Source organism: Cupriavidus sp. GW823-FHT06D04, assembly GCF_058795055.1.
The window spans coordinates 1-17963 of sequence record NZ_JBXAHL010000035.1 but is presented as its reverse complement, the minus strand read 5'-3'; the positions used below and the strand labels follow the sequence as shown (position 1 = coordinate 17963).

Here is a 17963-nt window from a genome sequence, read left to right as displayed (position 1 = left end):
GAGGCGAGCGTGCACCCGACTATCCAGCCGTTCTTCGACCCTGCGACCTGGACCGTGACGTACGTGGTCTTTCAGGAGGGGCGCTCCGAGTGCGCCATCATCGACTCAGTGCTGGACTACGACCCCAAGGCGGGGCGGACATCTACGGCAAGTGCTGATAAGGTCATTGCATTTGTGCGCGCGCACGAACTGCGTGTCGAGTGGATTCTCGAGACGCATGCGCACGCCGACCACATGTCTGCCGCGCCATACCTGAAGCGCCGCCTGGGTGGCCAGATAGCAATAGGCCAGAACATTCGCCGTGTACAGGGGGTGTTCAAGAAACTCTTCAATCTGGAACCGACGTTCCGGCTCGACGGGTCGCAGTTCGACCAACTGTTCGACGACGGAGCGACGTTTGCCGTCGGCGGCCTGACCGGCAGGGCGATTCATGTGCCAGGACATACACCCGCCGACATGGCTTACCAGATTGGTGATGCGGTCTTTGTGGGCGATACGCTGTTCATGCCGGACGTCGGCACGGCTCGCTGCGATTTCCCGGGCGGCGACGCGCACGAGTTGTATCGCTCCATCCGCAAGCTGCTGGACCTGCCGAGTAATACACGGCTCTTCATGTGTCACGACTATCCGCCCGAGGGGCGCGGGCCTGCATGGGAAACGACGGTGCGCGCTCAGCGCGAAGGCAATATCCACGTGCATGACGGCGTGAGCGAGGAACAGTTCGTGGCCATGCGCCAGGCGCGCGATGCGACGCTGGCGATGCCCACGCTGCTTCTGCCGTCGGTGCAAGTCAATATCCGAGCCGGGGAGTTGCCGCCGCCCGATGCGAATGGCGTTCGCTATTTAAAGATCCCGCTAAACGTCCTCTGAGTCAGGTTTGTGACCGACCTTACCGATGAGTGGCGCATGAGAGCTACGCCTCGATTGGCGTGGACCAGTCCGAGTTGAGGCAGGTATTGTCTTTCATCAACTCTCTTCATCTGAGGAGCACTATCATTTGCATGAAGGGGACAGGCAAACGCATATGTTCGCTGGTCCTGACTTCGAATCAGTAGCCTTGAGACTGACCGACGTCGTCGACTGGGCCGGTCTTTTGCAGAAATGCAAGCGTAATCGCCCGCGGTAGTCCTCAAGGTTGGCGCGGCTGCATCCAGTTCTGGTGCATCATCATGTGGTGCATCTTGCCACTGACGTCGCTGAAGGTGCTGACCCATAGCAAGATCCCCGTGCTGGTCTACCGCTTAAAGCGATGGCATCGAGACACGTCCGCCGTTTGCTCCAAGAAGACGGCTACTCGCTGAGCACCCATTCAATGGATGGTGCGCCACGGCTGGATGACCAGCCGATACGGGAAGCGGCCGCTTGCACCGAACGAGAAGGGCTAGGAGAAGCGACAATGGAACTGCTCGTGGAACAAGTGGAAGTCTGGGTGGCGAGCATTCCGGACAAGCCCGGCGGCCTGGCCGCGATCTTGACGACCCTGCGCGATGTCGGGGCCGACCTGCAATTCATCATTGCACGGCGCAGTCCAGACAGGCCTGGCGAATGCCTCGTGTTTGTCACACCGCTGCAGGGAGATCGGGAAATGGTGGCGGCGGCCGTGGCAGGGTTCAATATCGCGCGGAAGCAGCACTGTGTTCGAGTCCAGGGCAGCAATCAGCCGGGGCTTGCCGTTGCAATGACCGAGGACCTAGCCGAAGCAGGGATCAACCTCCATGGCTTTTCAGCGGCGGTGATCGGTACGCAATTCGTCGCGTACGTGGCCGTTGACTCGCAAGCAGAGGCGAACCGGGCAGCGGACGTCCTCAAAGCCGTTCTTTGAAGGAGCGCGTTCAGAAATGATGCGCTCGCGATAGGTATCGAGAGGCGTCGAGTGCCCGGTTCGCGCGACGTGCACAACGCCTCGGATTCGATTGGCGAACGCCCCGCGCGACAGACCAGATTGTCGCCCGGTCTCATTCAGCGCCTACTTGGTCTGTGGCCCGAGGCCCCAGATACCACCGGCATTGCCGGCAGCCACCGTTGGCTCTGTTGCGCAATGCGCGCGTTACGATAGCGAATTGCCTGCGCCCCGTTGTTGCCTACCGGCTGTGGCCTCTTGCCTCAGTCAGACCAGCACGTGACGTGTCTCTAGAAAGAAGCGCTGAATCTGTTGTTCAATGTCCGGATCGATCATTTTGTCCGGCCGGTTTCCGTTCGGGCAGGCAAGCCTTGGGGTCGTTCCAAACAAGCGGCAAATCAATGGGCGCTCCGAATACACGCTGCATCCCGTGGTACCAAGATGAGGGCAACTTAGGTTTGCCAGCGCAGTTTCGTGCTCAGCATCGCTCTTGACGGGAAGCCTCGACATTTCCTCCGTTGAGGTTGTCACAGGGCCACAACAGTCATGACATCCAGGGGTGCACTCGAACTTGGGAATTCGTGAGCGAAGAAATCTGATCTTTTGACTATTCATTGGTGCAGGTATCAAGCAGTAGGTCAGTAGCGAGCCGAGGTAGCGGAAGGTCGTGCGCTACGTTCAACCCAACTGTGCGCCGCGATCTCGTTCAACTACCGTTCCTTCGACGGTAGTCCGAGGAATTCCGACGCCTCTTGCATAGCGCTCTCGGCCAGCTCACGGGCTTCCTCGCCTCCGCCGGGCGTCATCCGGCCGACCAGTGCTGCGTAGAGCAAGTGGATCAGGTCCACGGCACGGTGATACTGTTCGTCGCTCATGTCTTTCTCTCTACGAAGCCATTGAGCCGTGTCGTCAGCTCAGGTTTTCGCAACTTTCGCAATGCCTGGGATTCCAGTTGGCGGATGCGCTCGCGGGTCAGACCGAACTGCGCGCCGATTTCATCCAGCGTGTAGTCTGTCTGCAGCCCTACGCCAAAGCGCATGCGCAAAATTTTTGCCTCGCGCGGGGTTAGCCTTGCCAGAACGGTTTCCATTTCCTGATGGAGTGCCACCTGGGTCGCCGCGTCCACTGGGGATACCGTGTCCTCGTCAGCCAAGGTGTCTCCTAGTAGGGCATCCCCGCTTTCCCCCAAAGGCGTCTCCAGCGAGATCGGCTGCTTGACGAGATTCAGGATGGATTTGATCTGTTTCTCGCTCATCGCCAAACGGGCAGCCAACATGGACGGCGTTGGCATGGCGCCAGTTTCCCTGAAGATCTCGCGTGAATGCCGGTTGATCTTGCCCATGGCCTCCACAAGATGCATCGGTATACGAATGGAGGGCGCCTTATCGGCGATGGCACGTATGACCGCCTGCCGAACCCACCAGGTGGCGTAGGTTGAGAACTTGTAGCCGCGCCGGTAATCGAATTTGTCTACGGCGCGCATGAGTCCAATATTTCCCTCTTGGATGAGATCCGGCAACGGCAAGCCACGGTTCTGGTATTTCTTGGCGATGGAGACCACCAGTCGGAGGTTGGCCCCGATCATCTCGGACCGGGCTTGCAGGGCTTTCGTCTTCGCCTTCGCGACTCGTTTGGCGGTTTCCCGCAGATCCCCCAGCGGCATCCCGGCGCGGGCCTCCAGGGCACGCAACTGTTGCTGAAGCGCTCGCACTTCAGGCGCCCATCTTGTCAGGTGAGCGCGAATGGCAGGGTTCTCGGCGGCGAGCGCTTTCATCCAGTCTAGATTTGCGGCTTGATCCCTGAATCCTTCTAGAAACACTTCGCGCGCGATGCCACATTTGTCGATCAGAATCTCGGCGATGTGGCACTCCGTTTGACGAACCTCCCCGATCAACGCTTCAAGGATCTGTGTGAGCTCCGCAATGGCGGGCGGGCTAAAGCGGAATGCCGCAAGCTCAGATTGGAGGGTGATCAGCACCCTGACATACTGGGTGGGTTCTGCTTTTGGGCAGCAAGCGACTCTGGCAAGCGCATTGGCCTGGCATCGGATTGCTGCAAACCTTTCGAAGGCAATGCCCCGCCATCGCAGTGATTCGCTATCAGAAGACGTCATCGGCACCGGATCGCCATCGTCGAGCCCTGTATCGTCACCTTCCAGCTCCGTTTCGGTCTGCACCTGCGCTTCTGATTGCAGGCTACCGCCTGCCTCGGCTTGCGGCTCCACAATGTGATCGACCAGATCATCAAATGCCATCTCATCGCAGGCAACCCGGTCGGCCATAGCCAGGAGTTCGGAAACCACGACTGGGCAAGCCACCATCGCCGCCATCATTTCCGCCAATGCGTCTTCGATGCGCCGGGTGATGGCCACCTCCTCCCCGCGCGTCAGAAGAGGGATCGCGCCGATCTCTCGCAGGTACATCTGCGTGGGATCCGTCGTGCGAGTCAATCGACCGTCGCTCTGCGTGATGGCCGCGGCGACTTCCTCTGCGACATCCTCCTCATTTGCGGAGGGTGCCGCATCCTGAGTCAGCCAAGCTGGAGCTTCCGCCGGCGCTCGGTCGACCACCTCGATGCCGAGATCGGCCACCATCGCCAGCGTCCGGTCGATGGCACCTGATGTTTCGTCGCAATCCGGAAGCTGATCGCTCAGCTCACCACGCGTCAGGAAACCGCGCTCTTTGCCAAGGGCGATTAGCGCAAGCAGGCTTGTACGTAGGTTCTCGCTCATTTAATTGCGCGCTCACGCGCCTCGCTTCCGCCTGAGGCGTTCGCAAAGCGCATCATTTCTGCCCCCGGCGTCAGCCAGACCGCGACTTCACTGAGGGGCTGGCCGATGGCTGTGCCAGTTCGGGCCGTCCTTTCAGTTGCCTCCCCGCCCGGGAAGATGTTGCACGAGCCAGATCAATGCCGACACCGCAGCAATGGCCCAGAGCGTTACGATCACCAGCGCCGCGACGTGGATGACGGGGCGGCTGATGGCTGCAGCGGCCGCTGCGCGATGCTCGCGCATCACTTCAACCGGAATCCATCGTATTGCTAGCAACAAGCCGAGAGGCACCACCACCACGTCATCCAGATAGCCGAGCACTGGAATGAAATCCGGAATCAGGTCAATGGGCGACAAGGCATAGGCGGCGACCAGCAAGGCTAGCGCTTTCGCATACCATGGCGTGCGGCGATCTTGCGCGGCCAGCCACACCGCGTGCGCATCTTCCTTGACTGCGCGAGCCCAACGCCGGGAGCGTGAGGCCAAATGAGGCAGAAGGTCCCGGCGCCACAAGTGCAGACGCACATCGTCGAGCACAGGGACTGCCGCGAGGGCGAGCAGCAGGGTTGCCAGCACGAGCGTGGCGCTGAACCCGACGTGCTTGAACCCCAGGGCACCAATGATCCCGCCGGCGAAGAACAATGCGATGAGCGTGATGAGTACCCGCAGTTTGTGCCGATTGGCGAGCACCGGTGGCTTGCTCAAGTCGGCTCTGGACAAGTTCCAGTAAAACAGCTTGCCCAGTTCTATGCCGATGTCCGTGACCATTCCGGTCACGTGCGTGGTGCGGATTTCGGCGTTTGACAGCTTGGTGATCATGGCATTTTGTAAGCCCATGATGAAACAGAGCACCATGACCGTTGCCGGCACGAACAGCCATTCGTGGTGCTCGAGATTGCTTCCAAGCAGGCCAAAACACACCAACAGCGCGGCTTCCAGCATGAGTGGCAATGCGTATTCGCTATGCAGGTGCTCGCGCCGACCCCAGTTAATCAGCACCGCTGAGCAGGCGGCGCCCGCCAGAAACGACAGCAGCGCCCCCAGGCCGTCCAACATCAGCCAGAAACTGCCAAGCGCCAGGTTGTCAGCCATGGCGGACACGATCCCCGACATGTGCGAGGTATACTGCTGCACGGCGAGGAAGCCGCCTGCGTTGGTTGCTCCGGCAACAAAGGCCAGGTAGCAGGCCAGTTGCCGATTGCTGTCGGGACTGCGCTCCTTCCCGGTCAGCTTACGCAAGTACAGGATTGGCATGGTTGCGTTGGTGAGAAGGCCTGCACGCAAGGAAGAGGCTTGTCAATACCGGACCGACCGCCTTGCCAGCTTGGGCCAGGCGGCACGATCCGATGCAAGGCGCTCGCCGCGTTTCAGACGGTGAGCGGCTGCAGTCAGGTTCAGCGAATGCGCCGTTTCCAGGATGCGCGCCCGCGCCTTCAGTGCTTCTAGAGCGGGCAGCTTGTGTGCCCCTTTCCAGGCGAACAGCGTGTAGTTAGCACTGTCCTCGGACAGGGAAATCGACATTGATTTGCCGAACACGGCGCTGACTTCCTCCAGATAGAGCGGGATATCGGGATCGCTTTCGAGAAAATTCGCGACCAGCACACCGGTGTCGGCCAGGCGTGCATGACAGGCGGCATAAAAATCCGCGGTGCCAAGCTGTACCGGCATGCCGTCGGCCAGGAAGCCGTCCACCAGGATGACGTCCGGACGCGCATTCTGGTTCGCGACATATTCGGCGCCATCCGCGCAAACCACCTCGAGTCGTTCGTCGTCCGGCGGGATCTGGAACTGCTCGCGCAAGGCGATGACCGCCGGATTGATCTCAATTGCCACAACCTTGGTGTTGGGTAGATGCCGGTAGCAGTATTTGGCAAGTGAACCGCCACCCAAGCCGATCATCGAGATTCTGGTTGGAGTCGGGTGCAACAGCAGGAACCCCATCATCGTCCTGGTGTAACCCAGCACGAGCTTGTCGGGATCCTTGCGCGACATGAAGCTTTGGGTGGCCAGTGCGTCGAAATGCAGCGACAGCGCGTGCTTGGTTTCCAACACCTGGGGCGTACCGTCGCTGGTCGCCTCGGCCAGGAATTTCAGATAGGCCTCGAACGAGGAGCGGTCGGCGTGCATCTGTCCGTTTCCATTAGAGAGACTTGGGGAGTGCATCCCCCCTGAGCAAGGCCGCGATGGTAACGACAGCGGCGGCCTCGTCCACGCCGTCCGCCTGGATGCGTATGTACGTCCCCGCCGGAGCGGACAGCCGCATGACCTCCATCACGTTCTTGGCGTTTGCGACCCAGGGGCCGCTGGTGAGCAGGATGTCGCACTCAAACTGATTGGCCGTGAAAGCCAAGCGCGCGGAATTCCGTGCCTGAAGCCCATCCTTGGCGGCCACCTCTATGGTCACTTCTACCACTGTGCCCTCATCGAAAAAAAGTGAGCCAAAACGCTCATCCCTACTGATGCCGCGAGTGCGTGCTTGGCATGCAGTTTTGCTTACGCTCCGGCATCACGACAGTTCATGTCGGCGGGATACGTGGTGAGCCTTGCAATTGTATATAATGATAATGCTATTATCATAACATGACACTCCAGAACGCATGGAATCCAAGACCGCTCGCCTGACCGTATTGATCGATCCGGAGAAGAAGAAGGCTTTTGAGGCGCTCTGTGCCGCCCAAGACCAGACGCCATCTCAGATTGTTCGCCAGATGATCCGCGACTATTTGCAGCAGTACGAGGTGGACTACGCCACCAAACCGAAGATCGGCGCACCTGGTTTGGCGGCGAAGGAACGTGGGTGATACGTAGTAGGAAAGGGCTAGTTGCCCAGGCGTTCGCATGGGTCTGCTTCACATGGCGCGACGCGCGTTAGGTGCTTTCGGGGCCAAGCGGTGTCGACGATTGCGAGTCTGGGCCTAAGTTGGCAAATTGCAGGGCATCGCATACAAGGCGCCCTGGCGAGCAACATCGCTAGCGCCGTGCGGGATTGGTCTGCCGCTGCCGAATGGCGCTCAGAATCCCGCGCAGGATCTCTAATGGCGGCGGTGGACAGCCTGGCACGGTTACGTCTACGGGGATGACATTGGCGACACGACCGCAGCTTGCATAGCTCTCCCCAAAGATACCGCCGGTGCAGCCACAGTCGCCCACCGCCACTACCAGTTTCGGCTCCGGGGTTGCCGCGTAGGTGCGGCGCAGGGCCTCTTCCATGTGACGCGAGACGGGTCCGGTCACCAGGAGCATGTCGGCATGGCGCGGGCTGGCGACGAACTTGATGCCGAGACCTTCAATGTTGTAGTAAGGATTGCCGAGTGCGTGGATCTCCAGCTCGCAGCCATTGCACGAGCCTGCGTCGACCTGCCGGATCGTCAGCGCCTGACCGAGAATGTCGAGCAGCTCCCGGTGAATGCGCTGGATAGAGGCGGGCTCGCCCGCCGCGGTGGGCGGCGCCGGCTCGGTGACAATGCCGGTGCGGGCAATCTGCTTGAGGATTTGCCACATCAGAGATCGTGCCCCGAATAGCTGAGGTTGAAGGATTTGTTGATCAGCGGAAAGTCCGGCACGATGTTGCCGATGATGGCGTGCTCGAGCACCGGCCAGTTCTGCCACGATGGGTCGTGGCAATGGCAACGGAGGATGCGGCCGTCATAGGTAAGTTCGAGCGCGACGAAGACTTCGCCACGCCAGCCCTCCACCCATCCTGCCCCGATGGCGGCGCGAGCGGGCGCTTGCAGCACGATTCGCGTGGCTCCGTCCGGCAGGCCTGCACAGATAGCGCGGATCAGGCGCAGCGACTCCAACAGCTCATCGAATCGCACCGCCACGCGGGCGGCGACATCGCCACCGCGGTGGGTGGCCATTTTCACTGTCAAGCTATCGTAAGGTAGCCAGGCGAGGTCGCAGCGCAGGTCCACGGCGCGGCCACTGGCGCGTCCGGCGAGGCCGGTCAGCCCAAGCCGGGCGGCAAGCTGTGGCGTGACGCGGCCCGCCTCAAGAAAGCGGTCCTGCAGGCCCGCGTGCTCATCGTACACCGCACGCAGCACGCGTACTTCCCGCTCAATGTGGTCGCACTGCTGACGCAGGCGCTCAAGCATCGCTGGCGTCAGGTCGCGCGCAACGCCGCCCGGCACCACGGCGTCCATCATCAGCCGGTGACCGAAAGCCTCTCCGGACAGCCGCTGCCAGTCTTCGCGCAAGCGCGAGAATTGCGCCTGGCCGAAGGCAAGCCCCGCGTCGTTGCCCAGCGCCCCCAGGTCACCCATATGATTGGCCACCCGCTCACGCTCGAGCATCAGGGCGCGCAGCCAGTCCGCCCGCGGTGGAGGCGTGCAGCCCCAGGCGGACTCCAGCGCCATGCAATAGGCCCAGGCATAAGCCACGGTGGAATCGCCCGAGACCCGGCCGGCCAGCCGGAAACCCTCAAGCGGCGCCAGATCGGCGAAACGCCGCTCGATGCCCTTGTGGGTGTAGCCCAGGTGTTCTTCCAGCCGCAGCACCTTCTCGCCGACCACGGAAAAGCGGAAATGGCCGGGCTCGATGATGCCGGCATGCACCGGGCCGACGGCGATCTCGTGCACCCCGTCACCCTCCACACGCACGAAAGGATAGTCGGCAGGCAGTTTGCCGGCCGTGGCCGCTCCCGCAGACGCGCCGCTTTGCAGCGGCCGCGCCCCCGGCGGCCACAGGCCGTGGTCCAGCCAGGCCCGGGCATCGCGGTTGCCCGGCACGGCGATACCCACCAGGTCGGTCATGGCACGCTGCATCCGGCCCGCGCATGGGAATACGCCGGCCAGATCCGGCACCGCGGGCGCGATACCATCAAGCCGCAGTTCGAGCCATATCAGTCCCCGCGGCGTGGCGTACGTCACGCATGCCGTCAACGCACCGCCGCTGCCACTCCGGTCGACGCCCCACAGCGCGACGAGGCGCCCGCCCGCGTCCGCCACCGCACGGGCCGTGGCGGACCAGCCGTCGTGCCCGACCTGGCCATGCCAGACTGGCAGGGGCCCGGGCAGCCGCAGCAGATCGAGCCTGAGATCTGACGGTGTCATCGGGTCAGCTCCCCAGCATGGCGGCTGCCTGCCGGTACCAGGTGTTGAGATAGGGCGGGATATAAAGACCCAACATTAGCCCCAGGGCGAGGTGCGTGAACACCGGGACCAGCGCTGGCGGATGCGCCAGCGGCTTTAGCGTGGTGTCGCCGAACACCATCGGTTGCACCCGACTGAACACCGCGGCGAACGCCAACCCGAGTGCGAGCAGCAGGAAGGGCGTGGCCCAAGGCTGCTCGCGCATGGCGGTCGTGACGATCAGGAACTCGCTAGCAAAGACCCCGAACGGCGGCATACCCAGGATGGCGAGCACCCCTACCATCAGACCCCAGCCGACCGTGGGACTGACACGGATCAGTCCGCGGATGTCGTCCATGATTTGCGTGCCAGCTTTCTGCGCGGCGTGGCCAACAGCGAAGAAGATCGCGGACTTGACCAGCGAATGCACCGTCATGTGCAGCAGGCCGGCGTAGCTGGCGACCGGCCCGCCCATGCCGAAGGCGAAGGTCATCAAGCCCATGTGCTCGATCGACGAATACGCGAACATGCGCTTGATGTCGCGCTGCCGGATCAGGAAGAAGACGGCCGCGACCACCGATAGCAGGCCGAACCCCATCATCAGGCGGCCGGTCAGATGGTTGCCCAGCGCCGCATCGGTCAGCACCTTGCAGCGCAGCACGGCATAGAGCGCCACATTGAGCAGCAGGCCGGAGAGCACCGCGGACACCGGGGTTGGCCCCTCGGCGTGGGCATCGGGCAGCCAGTTGTGCAGTGGGACCAGGCCGACCTTGGTGCCATAGCCGATAAACAGGAAGGCGAACGCCAGCGTGATGATGTTGGGATCGAGCTGGCGCTTGACCGCGTCCAGGTTGGTCCACAGCAGCGCGCCACCCTCCGGGCCGATGACCTGCTCGGCGGCCATGTACAGCAGCACCGTGCCGAACAGTGCCTGGGCAATCCCCACCCCGCACAGGATGAAGTACTTCCATGCCGCCTCCAGGCTAGCGGCGGTGCGGTAGACGCTGACCAGCAGCACCGTGGTCAGTGTGGCGGCCTCCATCGCAACCCACACGATGCCCATATTGTTGGTCGTCAGCGCCAGCAGCATGGTGAAGGTGAAGAGCTGGTACATGCTGTGGTACAGGCGCAGCCGCGGCGGCGTCATCTTACCGTGATCGTGCTCCACCCGCATGTACGGCCGCGAGAAGATCGAGGTGGTCAGGCCCACGAACGCGGTGAGCGCAACCAGAAAAACGTTCAGCGGGTCGATGTAGAACTCACGGCCCCACGCCAGCATCGGGCCATTGGCGACGATTTGCGCCGTAAGCATGCAGGCGGCGAGGAATGTGCCCAGGCTGAACGCGACATTGATGTCGCGTGCACGCTCGCGATGTCCCACCAGCGCCAGCACCAGCCCTCCGGCGAACGGGGTTGCGAGCAGCATGGCCAAGGAAATCAACTCAGTCCTCCTTCAGCTTCTCAAGGTTACGGATGTCCAAGCTGTCGAACTGCTCGCGGATCTGGAACATGAACACACCCAGGATCAGCACGCCGATCAGCACATCCAGTGCGATGCCCAGCTCGACCACCATCGGCATGCCGTAGGTTGCGGCGGTGGCGGCGAAGAAGAGACCGTTCTCTATCGCCAGGAAACCGATGACCTGTGGCACCGCCTTGGAGCGCGTGATCATCATCAGGAAGGACAACAGCACGCAGGCCAGCGCGATGCCCAGCGTGCCGCTGGCGAGCTTCAGCGACAGCCGCGAGATCGGCATGGTGAGGTTGAAGGCGAAGATAACCACTATGATGCCGATCAGCATGGTAGTGGGAATGTTGATCAGCGTCTCGACGTCCCAGCGTATCTGGAGACGATCGATAACGCGGTGCAGCAGATAGGGGATGAGCAACACCTTGAGTATCAGGGTCAGCCCGGCCGACAGATAAAGGTGCGGCTGGCCCGTCACGTAGCCGACGACGGCGGTGGCCAACGCCAAGGTCGCCCCCTGCAGCGTGAACAGGTTAATCAGCGACAGGATTCGTCGTTGCGAGATCATGGCGAAGGCGAGGATCAATAGCACCGCGCCAAGGAGGTTGACGAACTGGGTGAGGAGCGCAGTCATTGCCGTGTTCTCAGTGAGCCAGCAGCAAGTGGACCAGCATGCCGATCACAGCCAGCAGAAAGGCAGTGGCCAGGAACTCCGGCACACGGAAGATGCGCATCTTGGCGCTCGCCGTCTCCAGCGCCGCCAGCAGGACCCCACCCACGATGAGCTTGAGCAGCAGCGCGGGCAGCGCCAGCAGTATGGCCAGGGGAGCATGCGCTTCGGCAATGCCCCAGGGAAAGAACAGTGCCAGGCCGATGCAGGAATAGGCGAACAGCTTGAGGCTGGCCGCCCATTCAAGGAGTCCCAGATGTCGGCCCGAGTATTCGAGGATTAGCGCCTCGTGGATCATCGTCAGCTCGAGGTGAGTGGCGGGATTGTCGACCGGTATACGGGCGTTCTCGGCCAGAGATACCATGGTGAACGCAACGCCGGCAAACGCCAGGCCCGGGTAGATGGCCAGGTCCCGGTGAGCGATCGTCTCGACAATGGTGGTGAGCGAGGTGGACTTGGAGATCAGCGAGGCGGAGAACAGCACCATCAGCAGCGCCGGTTCCGCCAGGAAGCCGATCAGCATCTCGCGCCGCGCGCCCAGCGTTCCGAACGCGGTGCCGACATCCATCGCCGCCAGCGAGATGAAGACCCGCGCCAGCGCGAACAGGCCGACCAGGGCGATCGCGTCGGCGGCCGGTGCCAGTGGCAGGTCCGTGGAAACGGTAGGGATGATCGAGCAAGCGAGCGCCATGCAGCCGAACACCACATAGGGCGTGGCGCGGAACAGCGGCGACGCATTATCTGCGACCACCGATTCCTTGTTGAATAGTTTGTGCAGCATTCGATACGGTTGCCAGAGGCTGGGTGCCGACTTGTTCTGCAGCCATGCCCGCCACTGATTGACCCAGCCGATCAGTAGTGGCGCCAGCGCGATCGAGATCACAATCTCGAGTAGCTGTGACAGGATTCCGGTCAGGTTCATGTAACCTTTATCGCATCACAGCCAATAGCGTGGCGGCCAGGGTCAGGAAGCTGTACAGCAGGTATGCCGAGATGCGTCCCTGTTGCAACAGGCCGATCAGCCGGGCCAGATACGACGCCAGATCGATCACGGGGACATACATCCAGCGCCAAAAATGATCCGCCACTGTGACCCGGTAGTGCGGCTGTTCATCGAATGGCGTCGGCAGATCGCGGCGCATCAGGAAAAACGGTTCAAAGATCTGGCGGATCGGCTGTCCGAAACCCTCGGCAGTGTCCTGCATGCGCGCGGTGCTCCATGGGAAGCCGCAAGCCCAGGGCGGGCTGCGGCGAAGCCGACCGTGGTAAAAGCGGCGCACCAGCAGGTAGGCGAGCGCAAAACTGGCGAGGATGCCTAGCAGGAAAATGACCGGCCCATAGCTGGCCTGAGCCAGGCCGGTCGGCGCCAGCAGCCAGCCGCTGGCCGCGGTCCGGGCGCCGAGTCCGCTCGCCACCAGCTGCTGCGTCACCGGATCGATCAGCTGGACGAACTGGGTCGGCAGCAGGCCAAGCGCGATACAACCCAGCCCCAGCCACAGCATGCCCGCGCGCTCCCAGCGGCCGGCGTCGTGCGCGTGGGCCAGCTTGGGCTCACGGGGCTGGCCGAGGAAGATCACCCCGAAGAACTTGACCATGGTGTAGCCGGCCAGTGCCGCCACCAGCGCGATCAGCGCGGCTACCACCGGGATCAGCATGGTCAATATCGGTTCCGGGAGACCCGGCGTGAACAGGAAGCTCTGCAGCAGCAGCCACTCTGAGACGAAACCGCCGAGCGGGGGCAGCCCGGCGCTAGCCAACACGCCCAGCAGCGTCAGCCAGCCCACCCATGGCATATAGCGAATCAATCCGCCTAGCTTGCCGAGGCTTCGCTCCTCGGTGGCATGCAGCACGCTACCGGTTCCCAGAAAGAGCAGGCTCTTGAAGAAGGCATGGCTGGCGACATGGTAGAGCGCGGCTGTCAGGGCCAGGGCGGCCATTGGCGCCATGCCGTAGGCTGAAAACAGCAGTGTCAGGCCCATGGCAACGAAGAGTAGGCCCATATTCTCGATCGACGAATAAGCCAGAAGCCGCTTCATGTCGGTTTGTACCGCGGCAAAGACCACGCCGAACAGCGCGGTGGCCAATCCAATGGCCAGCAGCAATCCGCCCCACCACCACAGACGCACGTGCAGCAGGTCGAAGGACACACGCAGCAGGCCGTAGATGGCAGTGTTGAGCATGACGCCGCTCATCATTGCCGACACCGGTGACGGCGCAGCCGGATGCGCCTCCGGCAGCCAGACGTGCAAAGGTAGGACGCCGGCCTTGGCGCCGAATCCGAACAGCGCCAGCAGGAAACCGACCGAGGCCCAGAGCGGCGTCAGCGCCTGGCCTCGCATGCTGGCAAACGTATAGTCGCCGGTGTTGGCCTGGAGCACGCCAAAGCACAGCAGGATGGCGATCGCTCCGATGCGTGCCATCGTGATGTAGAGATAGCCGGCGGCGCGGACTTCGGCGATGCGGTGGTTGGCGGTCATCAGGAAAAATGAAGACAACGCCATGGTTTCCCACATCACCATGAAAGAGTAGGCATCGTCTGCCAGGATCACCCCGGTCATGCTGGCGAGGAACAGGTGGTACTCAAGACAAAGGAGGCCTGGTGGCGTGCCTTCGCCCTTGCGGAAGTAGCCAGCCGCAAACGTCGAGATGCCGGTCGCCACCCCTCCCATTACCATCAGGAAGTAGGCCGACAGGCTGTCGAGCCGGAGGTGGAACGGCAGTGCGGGCAGGCCAATGGGCAGCACGGCAGCCTCAGGCGCGCGGAATACGGCGTGGAGCGCCAGACCGAACAGCGCCAGCCCTAGCAGTCCCCCGATGGGGAATAGCACGTGGGATACCAGGGCAAACCGATGCAGCACCAGGACCCCTGCCACGCCGACAAGCAGCCAGGCCCCAACCACAACAAGCATCCAGTCGAGATGGAGCCATTGGGTAAGAGGGGGCACGCTGCTCATGGATCAGGCTCCGCGACGGATCGCACGGCGCTTGGCGGGAAGTTTCGCGTCGCGCCGCGACGGCGCGCCGACCGGTGGCCTCTCTTTGCCCATGGCTTCCGCTTTGTCCGTGTCCACGCCGCTGGGGACGTACTGGACGCCATGCCGGGCCAGGTAGTCGCGGATAAGACGCCGTATCACCTGCGAGGCGGTCAGATCCTGCTGTGCGCAAAGGCGCTCGAAGGCAGCCTTCTTGTTGGGATCGATGAGCAGCGTAAGCCGAGCGGTCTTTTGCTCCATGGGAGCCTCAAGATGGCAATACGATGATTACATGAATCACATCATAGATGATGGTCATGCGAATCCAAAGGGCTAGAGGCGTTGGCCGGCCGATTCCGGAACACCGAGAAGTTTTTCTCGATTTCCGTCAGCAGCCGGTTGGCCGCCACCGATAGTGGTCGTCCGGCGCACGAACAGCCGCACTTGTGCCATCTGGCAGAGCGGGTAAGCAAGCTCGAGCGCGACCAACTGGCCCGCCTCGTAGACGATGCGGGCCCATGCGGATATGGCCTTTACCGGCAGCTTGCAGGGAAGGGATTCGAATGCATGGTGTGCGCGCCGTCGCTAATCCCGAAGAAGCCCGGAGAGCGCGTCAAGACCGATCGGCGCGCTGCGGTCAAGCTGGTGCGCTCGTTGCGTGCAGGGGAGCTGTCGGCGGTGTACGTGCCCAGCGTCGAGGACGAAGCATTCCGGGATCTGTCACGCCTGGGTCAACGCCAAAGACGATATGAAGCGCGCCCGCCAACGGCTGAGGGCCTTTCTGCTTTCACATGGGGTCCGCTACAGCGGCAGAGCCGACTGGGGAACAGCTCACCGGCGCTGGATCAGCGCCTTTGTGTTCGATAGCGCGTGGCAGCAACTTGCCTTTGACGAAAATCGACGTGCTATCGAGGACCGGATCGCGCAATGCAGCCGTCTCGAAGCGGCCCTGCGCGAGGCAGTGGTCAACTGGCGCTTCTCCCCGGCCGTACTGGGCTTGCAGGCCATGGTGAAGTGATGGGCAAGAGCCGAGCGGCGCTCGACAAGGCAATCCCCGGTGTTCTGGAGAAACTCGCCGGGCGACTACCCGGCATGCTCATCGAGTCACTGCGCGAGCAGTGGAATGACCTCGATAAGCTCGACCGGCAGATCGCCGACATTGAACGGCGCTTGCAGACATGGCTGAAAGACGACCAGGCATGCAAGGCGATTGCTAGCAATAACCCTTTACAGGACGACACGTTGAAAGGTTGCGGTGGCAATCGTATGCGATGACAACACAGGTCGGACCGGGGCTCGCCAAACCTGAATTACAGAGAGAGCTTTTAGCTCGTGGGCGGAATGAGGTGCGAGTCAGCGGATTTCATAGGGGCCCGCAGCGCGTCAGGCTGCAATAAGGCCGAATGTAGAGCTGCAACCTATCCTGTCAGTCAGCGCGCACGAAAACCTTCGCAAACGGGGGACGTCCAGGTAGACCTCTGTAATGCGGTAGCCAACCCGCGAATATCCAGTGTGAGCCACCGTCGAGACTTACTGCTACGTCGCCCTCAGGAAATTCAGATCAAACGCACAAACCAGAAACCAAAGACCAATCCCGATTGACACGGGAAGTCATATCAGTATCTAGAGAACACCTTGTGGACCGACTTTAGAATGCGTATAAGTCAATCGTGACTTGAAAATTGGAGACGAAGAGATGGCGACGTATAAAGAACTGATTGTGCAAAAATAAGCTTTGGAAGCACAGATCGAAGAGGCACGCGCCACCGAGGTCGCGAGCGTCATCGAACAGATTCGCGGCTTGATGTCCCAGTATGGTCTGTCGCCGGAAGATGTCGCGCCGCGGCGCCGTCGGGGCACGCCCGCCGGTACCGCCTCCGCTCCCGCGGAAAAGGAGCCGCTGCCGCCGAAGTATATGGATCCCAAGACCGGGAAAACCTGGTCCGGACGAGGGCGGGCGCCTGCGTGGTTGGGCAAACGTCCCGAGCGTTTCCTCATCCCGCAGGAATGACCGGTCGCACGCGGGCCCCCACGCGCGCCGGCGACTTGATAGGACCTCCGAAGAGGACGTGGGGGAGGCAGGCTAAGGAGGATTTTCGCCGCGTCCACGAGCCTGCCGGGACATCCGCTGACGGAAATGGCTGCACTCCGTGACGGCGCCCGCGACGTGGGCGATCAACGTTCTCCTCGATGCCGCGGCGGAAAAAAGCTCGCGATCCGGTAGAAGAGAGCCGTAGAACGAAAAATCGATTAACCGCTGTGAGTTGCCCGCGCTTCGTATTCGCCAAGGCGCCTGGGCCGGACGCTCGGTACGAACGTCAGGGAACAGTACCAAGACATGCTGGCACCCTGGCATCATCACTGGCGAGCGTGCCTTGGCCAGCGTGACGGGCCCATTCATGCAGCGACTGGCCGCCGGCCAGCGCCGCCACCGCGCACGGCCAAGACATTGAAGGAGCGTTCCGTGATTCAATCCATTGATCTATATCAGCCCTGTCTATGGACTGAAGACTATTGCTAAGGGCGCTTGAGTTCGATATGGCGTTCAAACGCAAACTAAACTTAACCCGCTTCCGTGGATCGCGCCATAGCCAACCAACTTGCTGCATAGGATGCCGAGCACATCAATTTCGCTCTGCTACTCGACCTTCTGGAAGAACAGGTAGGCGTCTTTCACCGGGGAGAGCGGCCAAAATACAATTTGATGGGCACTATCGTCTACCACACGCCTGTCATCCAGGCGGTCATGGGCTGGACGGACGAACATCTGCACCAGTTCACCATTCGTGGCCGGCGGTACGGCGAAGCCCGTGAGGGCGCTATGCGGTTTTCCATGGTGAAAACCGCCCTGACGCTGAGCGAACGTCAGCGCTTGGGGTCGGTCTTGAGGGAAAAGTCAAGAAACTCCTGCTTCGGCAGCTTTGGTACCTTAAACAGAATGAAGCCATAGCCCAATGCGGTATGACACGCGTTACAACCGTTCACCGCCGCCGAGAAACGGTGATTAAATTGGTTGATGTTTTGCTTTTCAATGGCTTGAGCCAGCGGTGCGAGGTAGGTTTCCTCATTGGCCTTTAGCATTGGTGCGTGCTGTGGTCCCCCGGCGTCAGAATTGTTGTCGTGTCACCTGATTTCGATTGACCCAGTCTGGGGGCGGTAGAGTCAGAGTGAATG

Annotated in this window: 19 protein-coding genes and 2 pseudogenes; 7 read left to right on the top strand and 14 right to left on the bottom strand. The window is 61.7% G+C overall.

Annotated elements, in window-relative coordinates; translation table 11 throughout:
• Window positions 1-9: 9 nt before the first annotated feature.
• Together AC1Q7H_RS30805 and AC1Q7H_RS30800 are read left to right on the top strand one after the other, a co-directional pair.
• Window positions 10-870 carry an MBL fold metallo-hydrolase gene (locus tag AC1Q7H_RS30805; RefSeq protein WP_211982861.1) on the top strand — a complete coding sequence of 287 codons (861 nt, stop codon included), beginning with the start codon at window positions 10-12 and terminating at the stop codon, window positions 868-870.
• 526 nt (window positions 871-1396) lie between these two features.
• Entirely contained in the window at window positions 1397-1822 is a 426-nt protein-coding gene (locus tag AC1Q7H_RS30800) for an ACT domain-containing protein (protein WP_153955587.1), read from the top strand.
• Between the two features lie 285 nt (window positions 1823-2107).
• Here AC1Q7H_RS30800 and AC1Q7H_RS30795 read toward each other — a convergent pair whose 3' ends face one another.
• The 6 genes from AC1Q7H_RS30795 to AC1Q7H_RS30770 all read right to left on the bottom strand — a co-directional run bounded on the left by AC1Q7H_RS30795 (window position 2108) and on the right by AC1Q7H_RS30770 (window position 7023).
• A complete protein-coding gene (locus AC1Q7H_RS30795; RefSeq protein ID WP_084187518.1) occupies window positions 2108-2455 on the bottom strand; it encodes a YkgJ family cysteine cluster protein in 348 nt (115 codons plus the stop codon).
• Window positions 2456-2550: 95 nt separating this feature from the next.
• Window positions 2551-2715 (bottom strand): hypothetical protein, encoded by a 165-nt coding sequence (locus tag AC1Q7H_RS30790; protein ID WP_013959513.1) that lies wholly within the window; start codon window positions 2713-2715, stop codon window positions 2551-2553.
• Complete coding sequence (gene rpoD, locus AC1Q7H_RS30785) at window positions 2712-4571, bottom strand: RNA polymerase sigma factor RpoD (protein ID WP_153955586.1); 1860 nt, start codon at window positions 4569-4571, stop codon at window positions 2712-2714. Before rpoD ends, AC1Q7H_RS30790 begins: the two co-directional genes overlap by 4 nt.
• Before the next feature lie 132 nt (window positions 4572-4703).
• On the bottom strand, window positions 4704-5864 hold the full coding sequence (locus AC1Q7H_RS30780) for a DUF1275 domain-containing transporter (RefSeq protein ID WP_035825899.1): 1161 nt from the start codon (window positions 5862-5864) through the stop codon (window positions 4704-4706).
• Window positions 5865-5906: 42 nt separating this feature from the next.
• Window positions 5907-6737: a fused MFS/spermidine synthase gene (locus tag AC1Q7H_RS30775; protein WP_041229096.1), complete on the bottom strand. Its 831-nt coding sequence runs from the start codon at window positions 6735-6737 to the stop codon at window positions 5907-5909.
• Between the two features lie 13 nt (window positions 6738-6750).
• Entirely contained in the window at window positions 6751-7023 is a 273-nt protein-coding gene (locus AC1Q7H_RS30770; protein ID WP_013959509.1) for an HPr family phosphocarrier protein, read from the bottom strand.
• 184 nt (window positions 7024-7207) lie between these two features.
• Between AC1Q7H_RS30770 and AC1Q7H_RS30765 the strand changes: the two genes are divergently transcribed.
• Window positions 7208-7411 carry a ribbon-helix-helix protein, CopG family gene (locus AC1Q7H_RS30765; RefSeq protein ID WP_013959508.1) on the top strand — a complete coding sequence of 68 codons (204 nt, stop codon included), beginning with the start codon at window positions 7208-7210 and terminating at the stop codon, window positions 7409-7411.
• Between the two features lie 169 nt (window positions 7412-7580).
• Here the strand turns inward: AC1Q7H_RS30765 and AC1Q7H_RS30760 are convergent, their stop codons facing one another.
• From AC1Q7H_RS30760 to AC1Q7H_RS30730, 7 genes are read right to left on the bottom strand one after another with little or no spacing between them, the layout of a single operon-like run.
• Complete coding sequence (locus AC1Q7H_RS30760) at window positions 7581-8111, bottom strand: NADH-quinone oxidoreductase subunit B family protein (RefSeq protein ID WP_013959507.1); 531 nt, start codon at window positions 8109-8111, stop codon at window positions 7581-7583.
• Entirely contained in the window at window positions 8111-9661 is a 1551-nt protein-coding gene (locus tag AC1Q7H_RS30755; protein WP_492382102.1) for a hydrogenase large subunit, read from the bottom strand. Before AC1Q7H_RS30755 ends, AC1Q7H_RS30760 begins: the two co-directional genes overlap by 1 nt.
• A gap of 4 nt (window positions 9662-9665) precedes the next feature.
• A complete protein-coding gene (locus AC1Q7H_RS30750; RefSeq protein WP_035825909.1) occupies window positions 9666-11105 on the bottom strand; it encodes a hydrogenase 4 subunit F in 1440 nt (479 codons plus the stop codon).
• 16 nt (window positions 11106-11121) lie between these two features.
• The gene (locus AC1Q7H_RS30745; protein ID WP_153955584.1) at window positions 11122-11781 is read right to left on the bottom strand and encodes a formate hydrogenlyase; all 660 of its coding nucleotides are present in this window, start codon (window positions 11779-11781) and stop codon (window positions 11122-11124) included.
• 10 nt (window positions 11782-11791) lie between these two features.
• Window positions 11792-12739, bottom strand: coding sequence for a respiratory chain complex I subunit 1 family protein (locus tag AC1Q7H_RS30740; protein WP_153955583.1), 948 nt, complete (start codon window positions 12737-12739; stop codon window positions 11792-11794).
• A gap of 7 nt (window positions 12740-12746) precedes the next feature.
• Window positions 12747-14771 carry a hydrogenase 4 subunit B gene (hyfB, locus tag AC1Q7H_RS30735; protein WP_153955582.1) on the bottom strand — a complete coding sequence of 675 codons (2025 nt, stop codon included), beginning with the start codon at window positions 14769-14771 and terminating at the stop codon, window positions 12747-12749.
• Window positions 14772-14774: 3 nt separating this feature from the next.
• Window positions 14775-15050, bottom strand: a complete 276-nt coding sequence (locus AC1Q7H_RS30730) for a ribbon-helix-helix protein, CopG family (protein ID WP_013959501.1) — start codon at window positions 15048-15050, stop codon at window positions 14775-14777.
• A gap of 237 nt (window positions 15051-15287) precedes the next feature.
• On the opposite strand from AC1Q7H_RS30730, the pseudogene AC1Q7H_RS30725 reads away from it, so the two are divergent.
• The 4 genes and pseudogenes from AC1Q7H_RS30725 to AC1Q7H_RS30710 all read left to right on the top strand — a co-directional run.
• Window positions 15288-15798, top strand: a pseudogene (locus AC1Q7H_RS30725) (transposase); the annotation flags it as partial.
• Window positions 15795-16004: pseudogene (locus tag AC1Q7H_RS30720) on the top strand (IS110 family transposase); the annotation flags it as partial. The pseudogenes AC1Q7H_RS30725 and AC1Q7H_RS30720, both read left to right, overlap by 4 nt.
• A gap of 520 nt (window positions 16005-16524) precedes the next feature.
• Complete coding sequence (locus AC1Q7H_RS30715; protein ID WP_228772592.1) at window positions 16525-16800, top strand: H-NS histone family protein; 276 nt, start codon at window positions 16525-16527, stop codon at window positions 16798-16800.
• 693 nt (window positions 16801-17493) lie between these two features.
• Complete coding sequence (locus AC1Q7H_RS30710; protein WP_492382101.1) at window positions 17494-17739, top strand: IS1096 element passenger TnpR family protein; 246 nt, start codon at window positions 17494-17496, stop codon at window positions 17737-17739.
• Here AC1Q7H_RS30710 and AC1Q7H_RS30705 read toward each other — a convergent pair.
• A complete protein-coding gene (locus AC1Q7H_RS30705; protein WP_013959495.1) occupies window positions 17655-17870 on the bottom strand; it encodes a hypothetical protein in 216 nt (71 codons plus the stop codon). The genes AC1Q7H_RS30710 and AC1Q7H_RS30705 overlap by 85 nt on opposite strands.
• Window positions 17871-17963 lie beyond the last annotated feature (93 nt).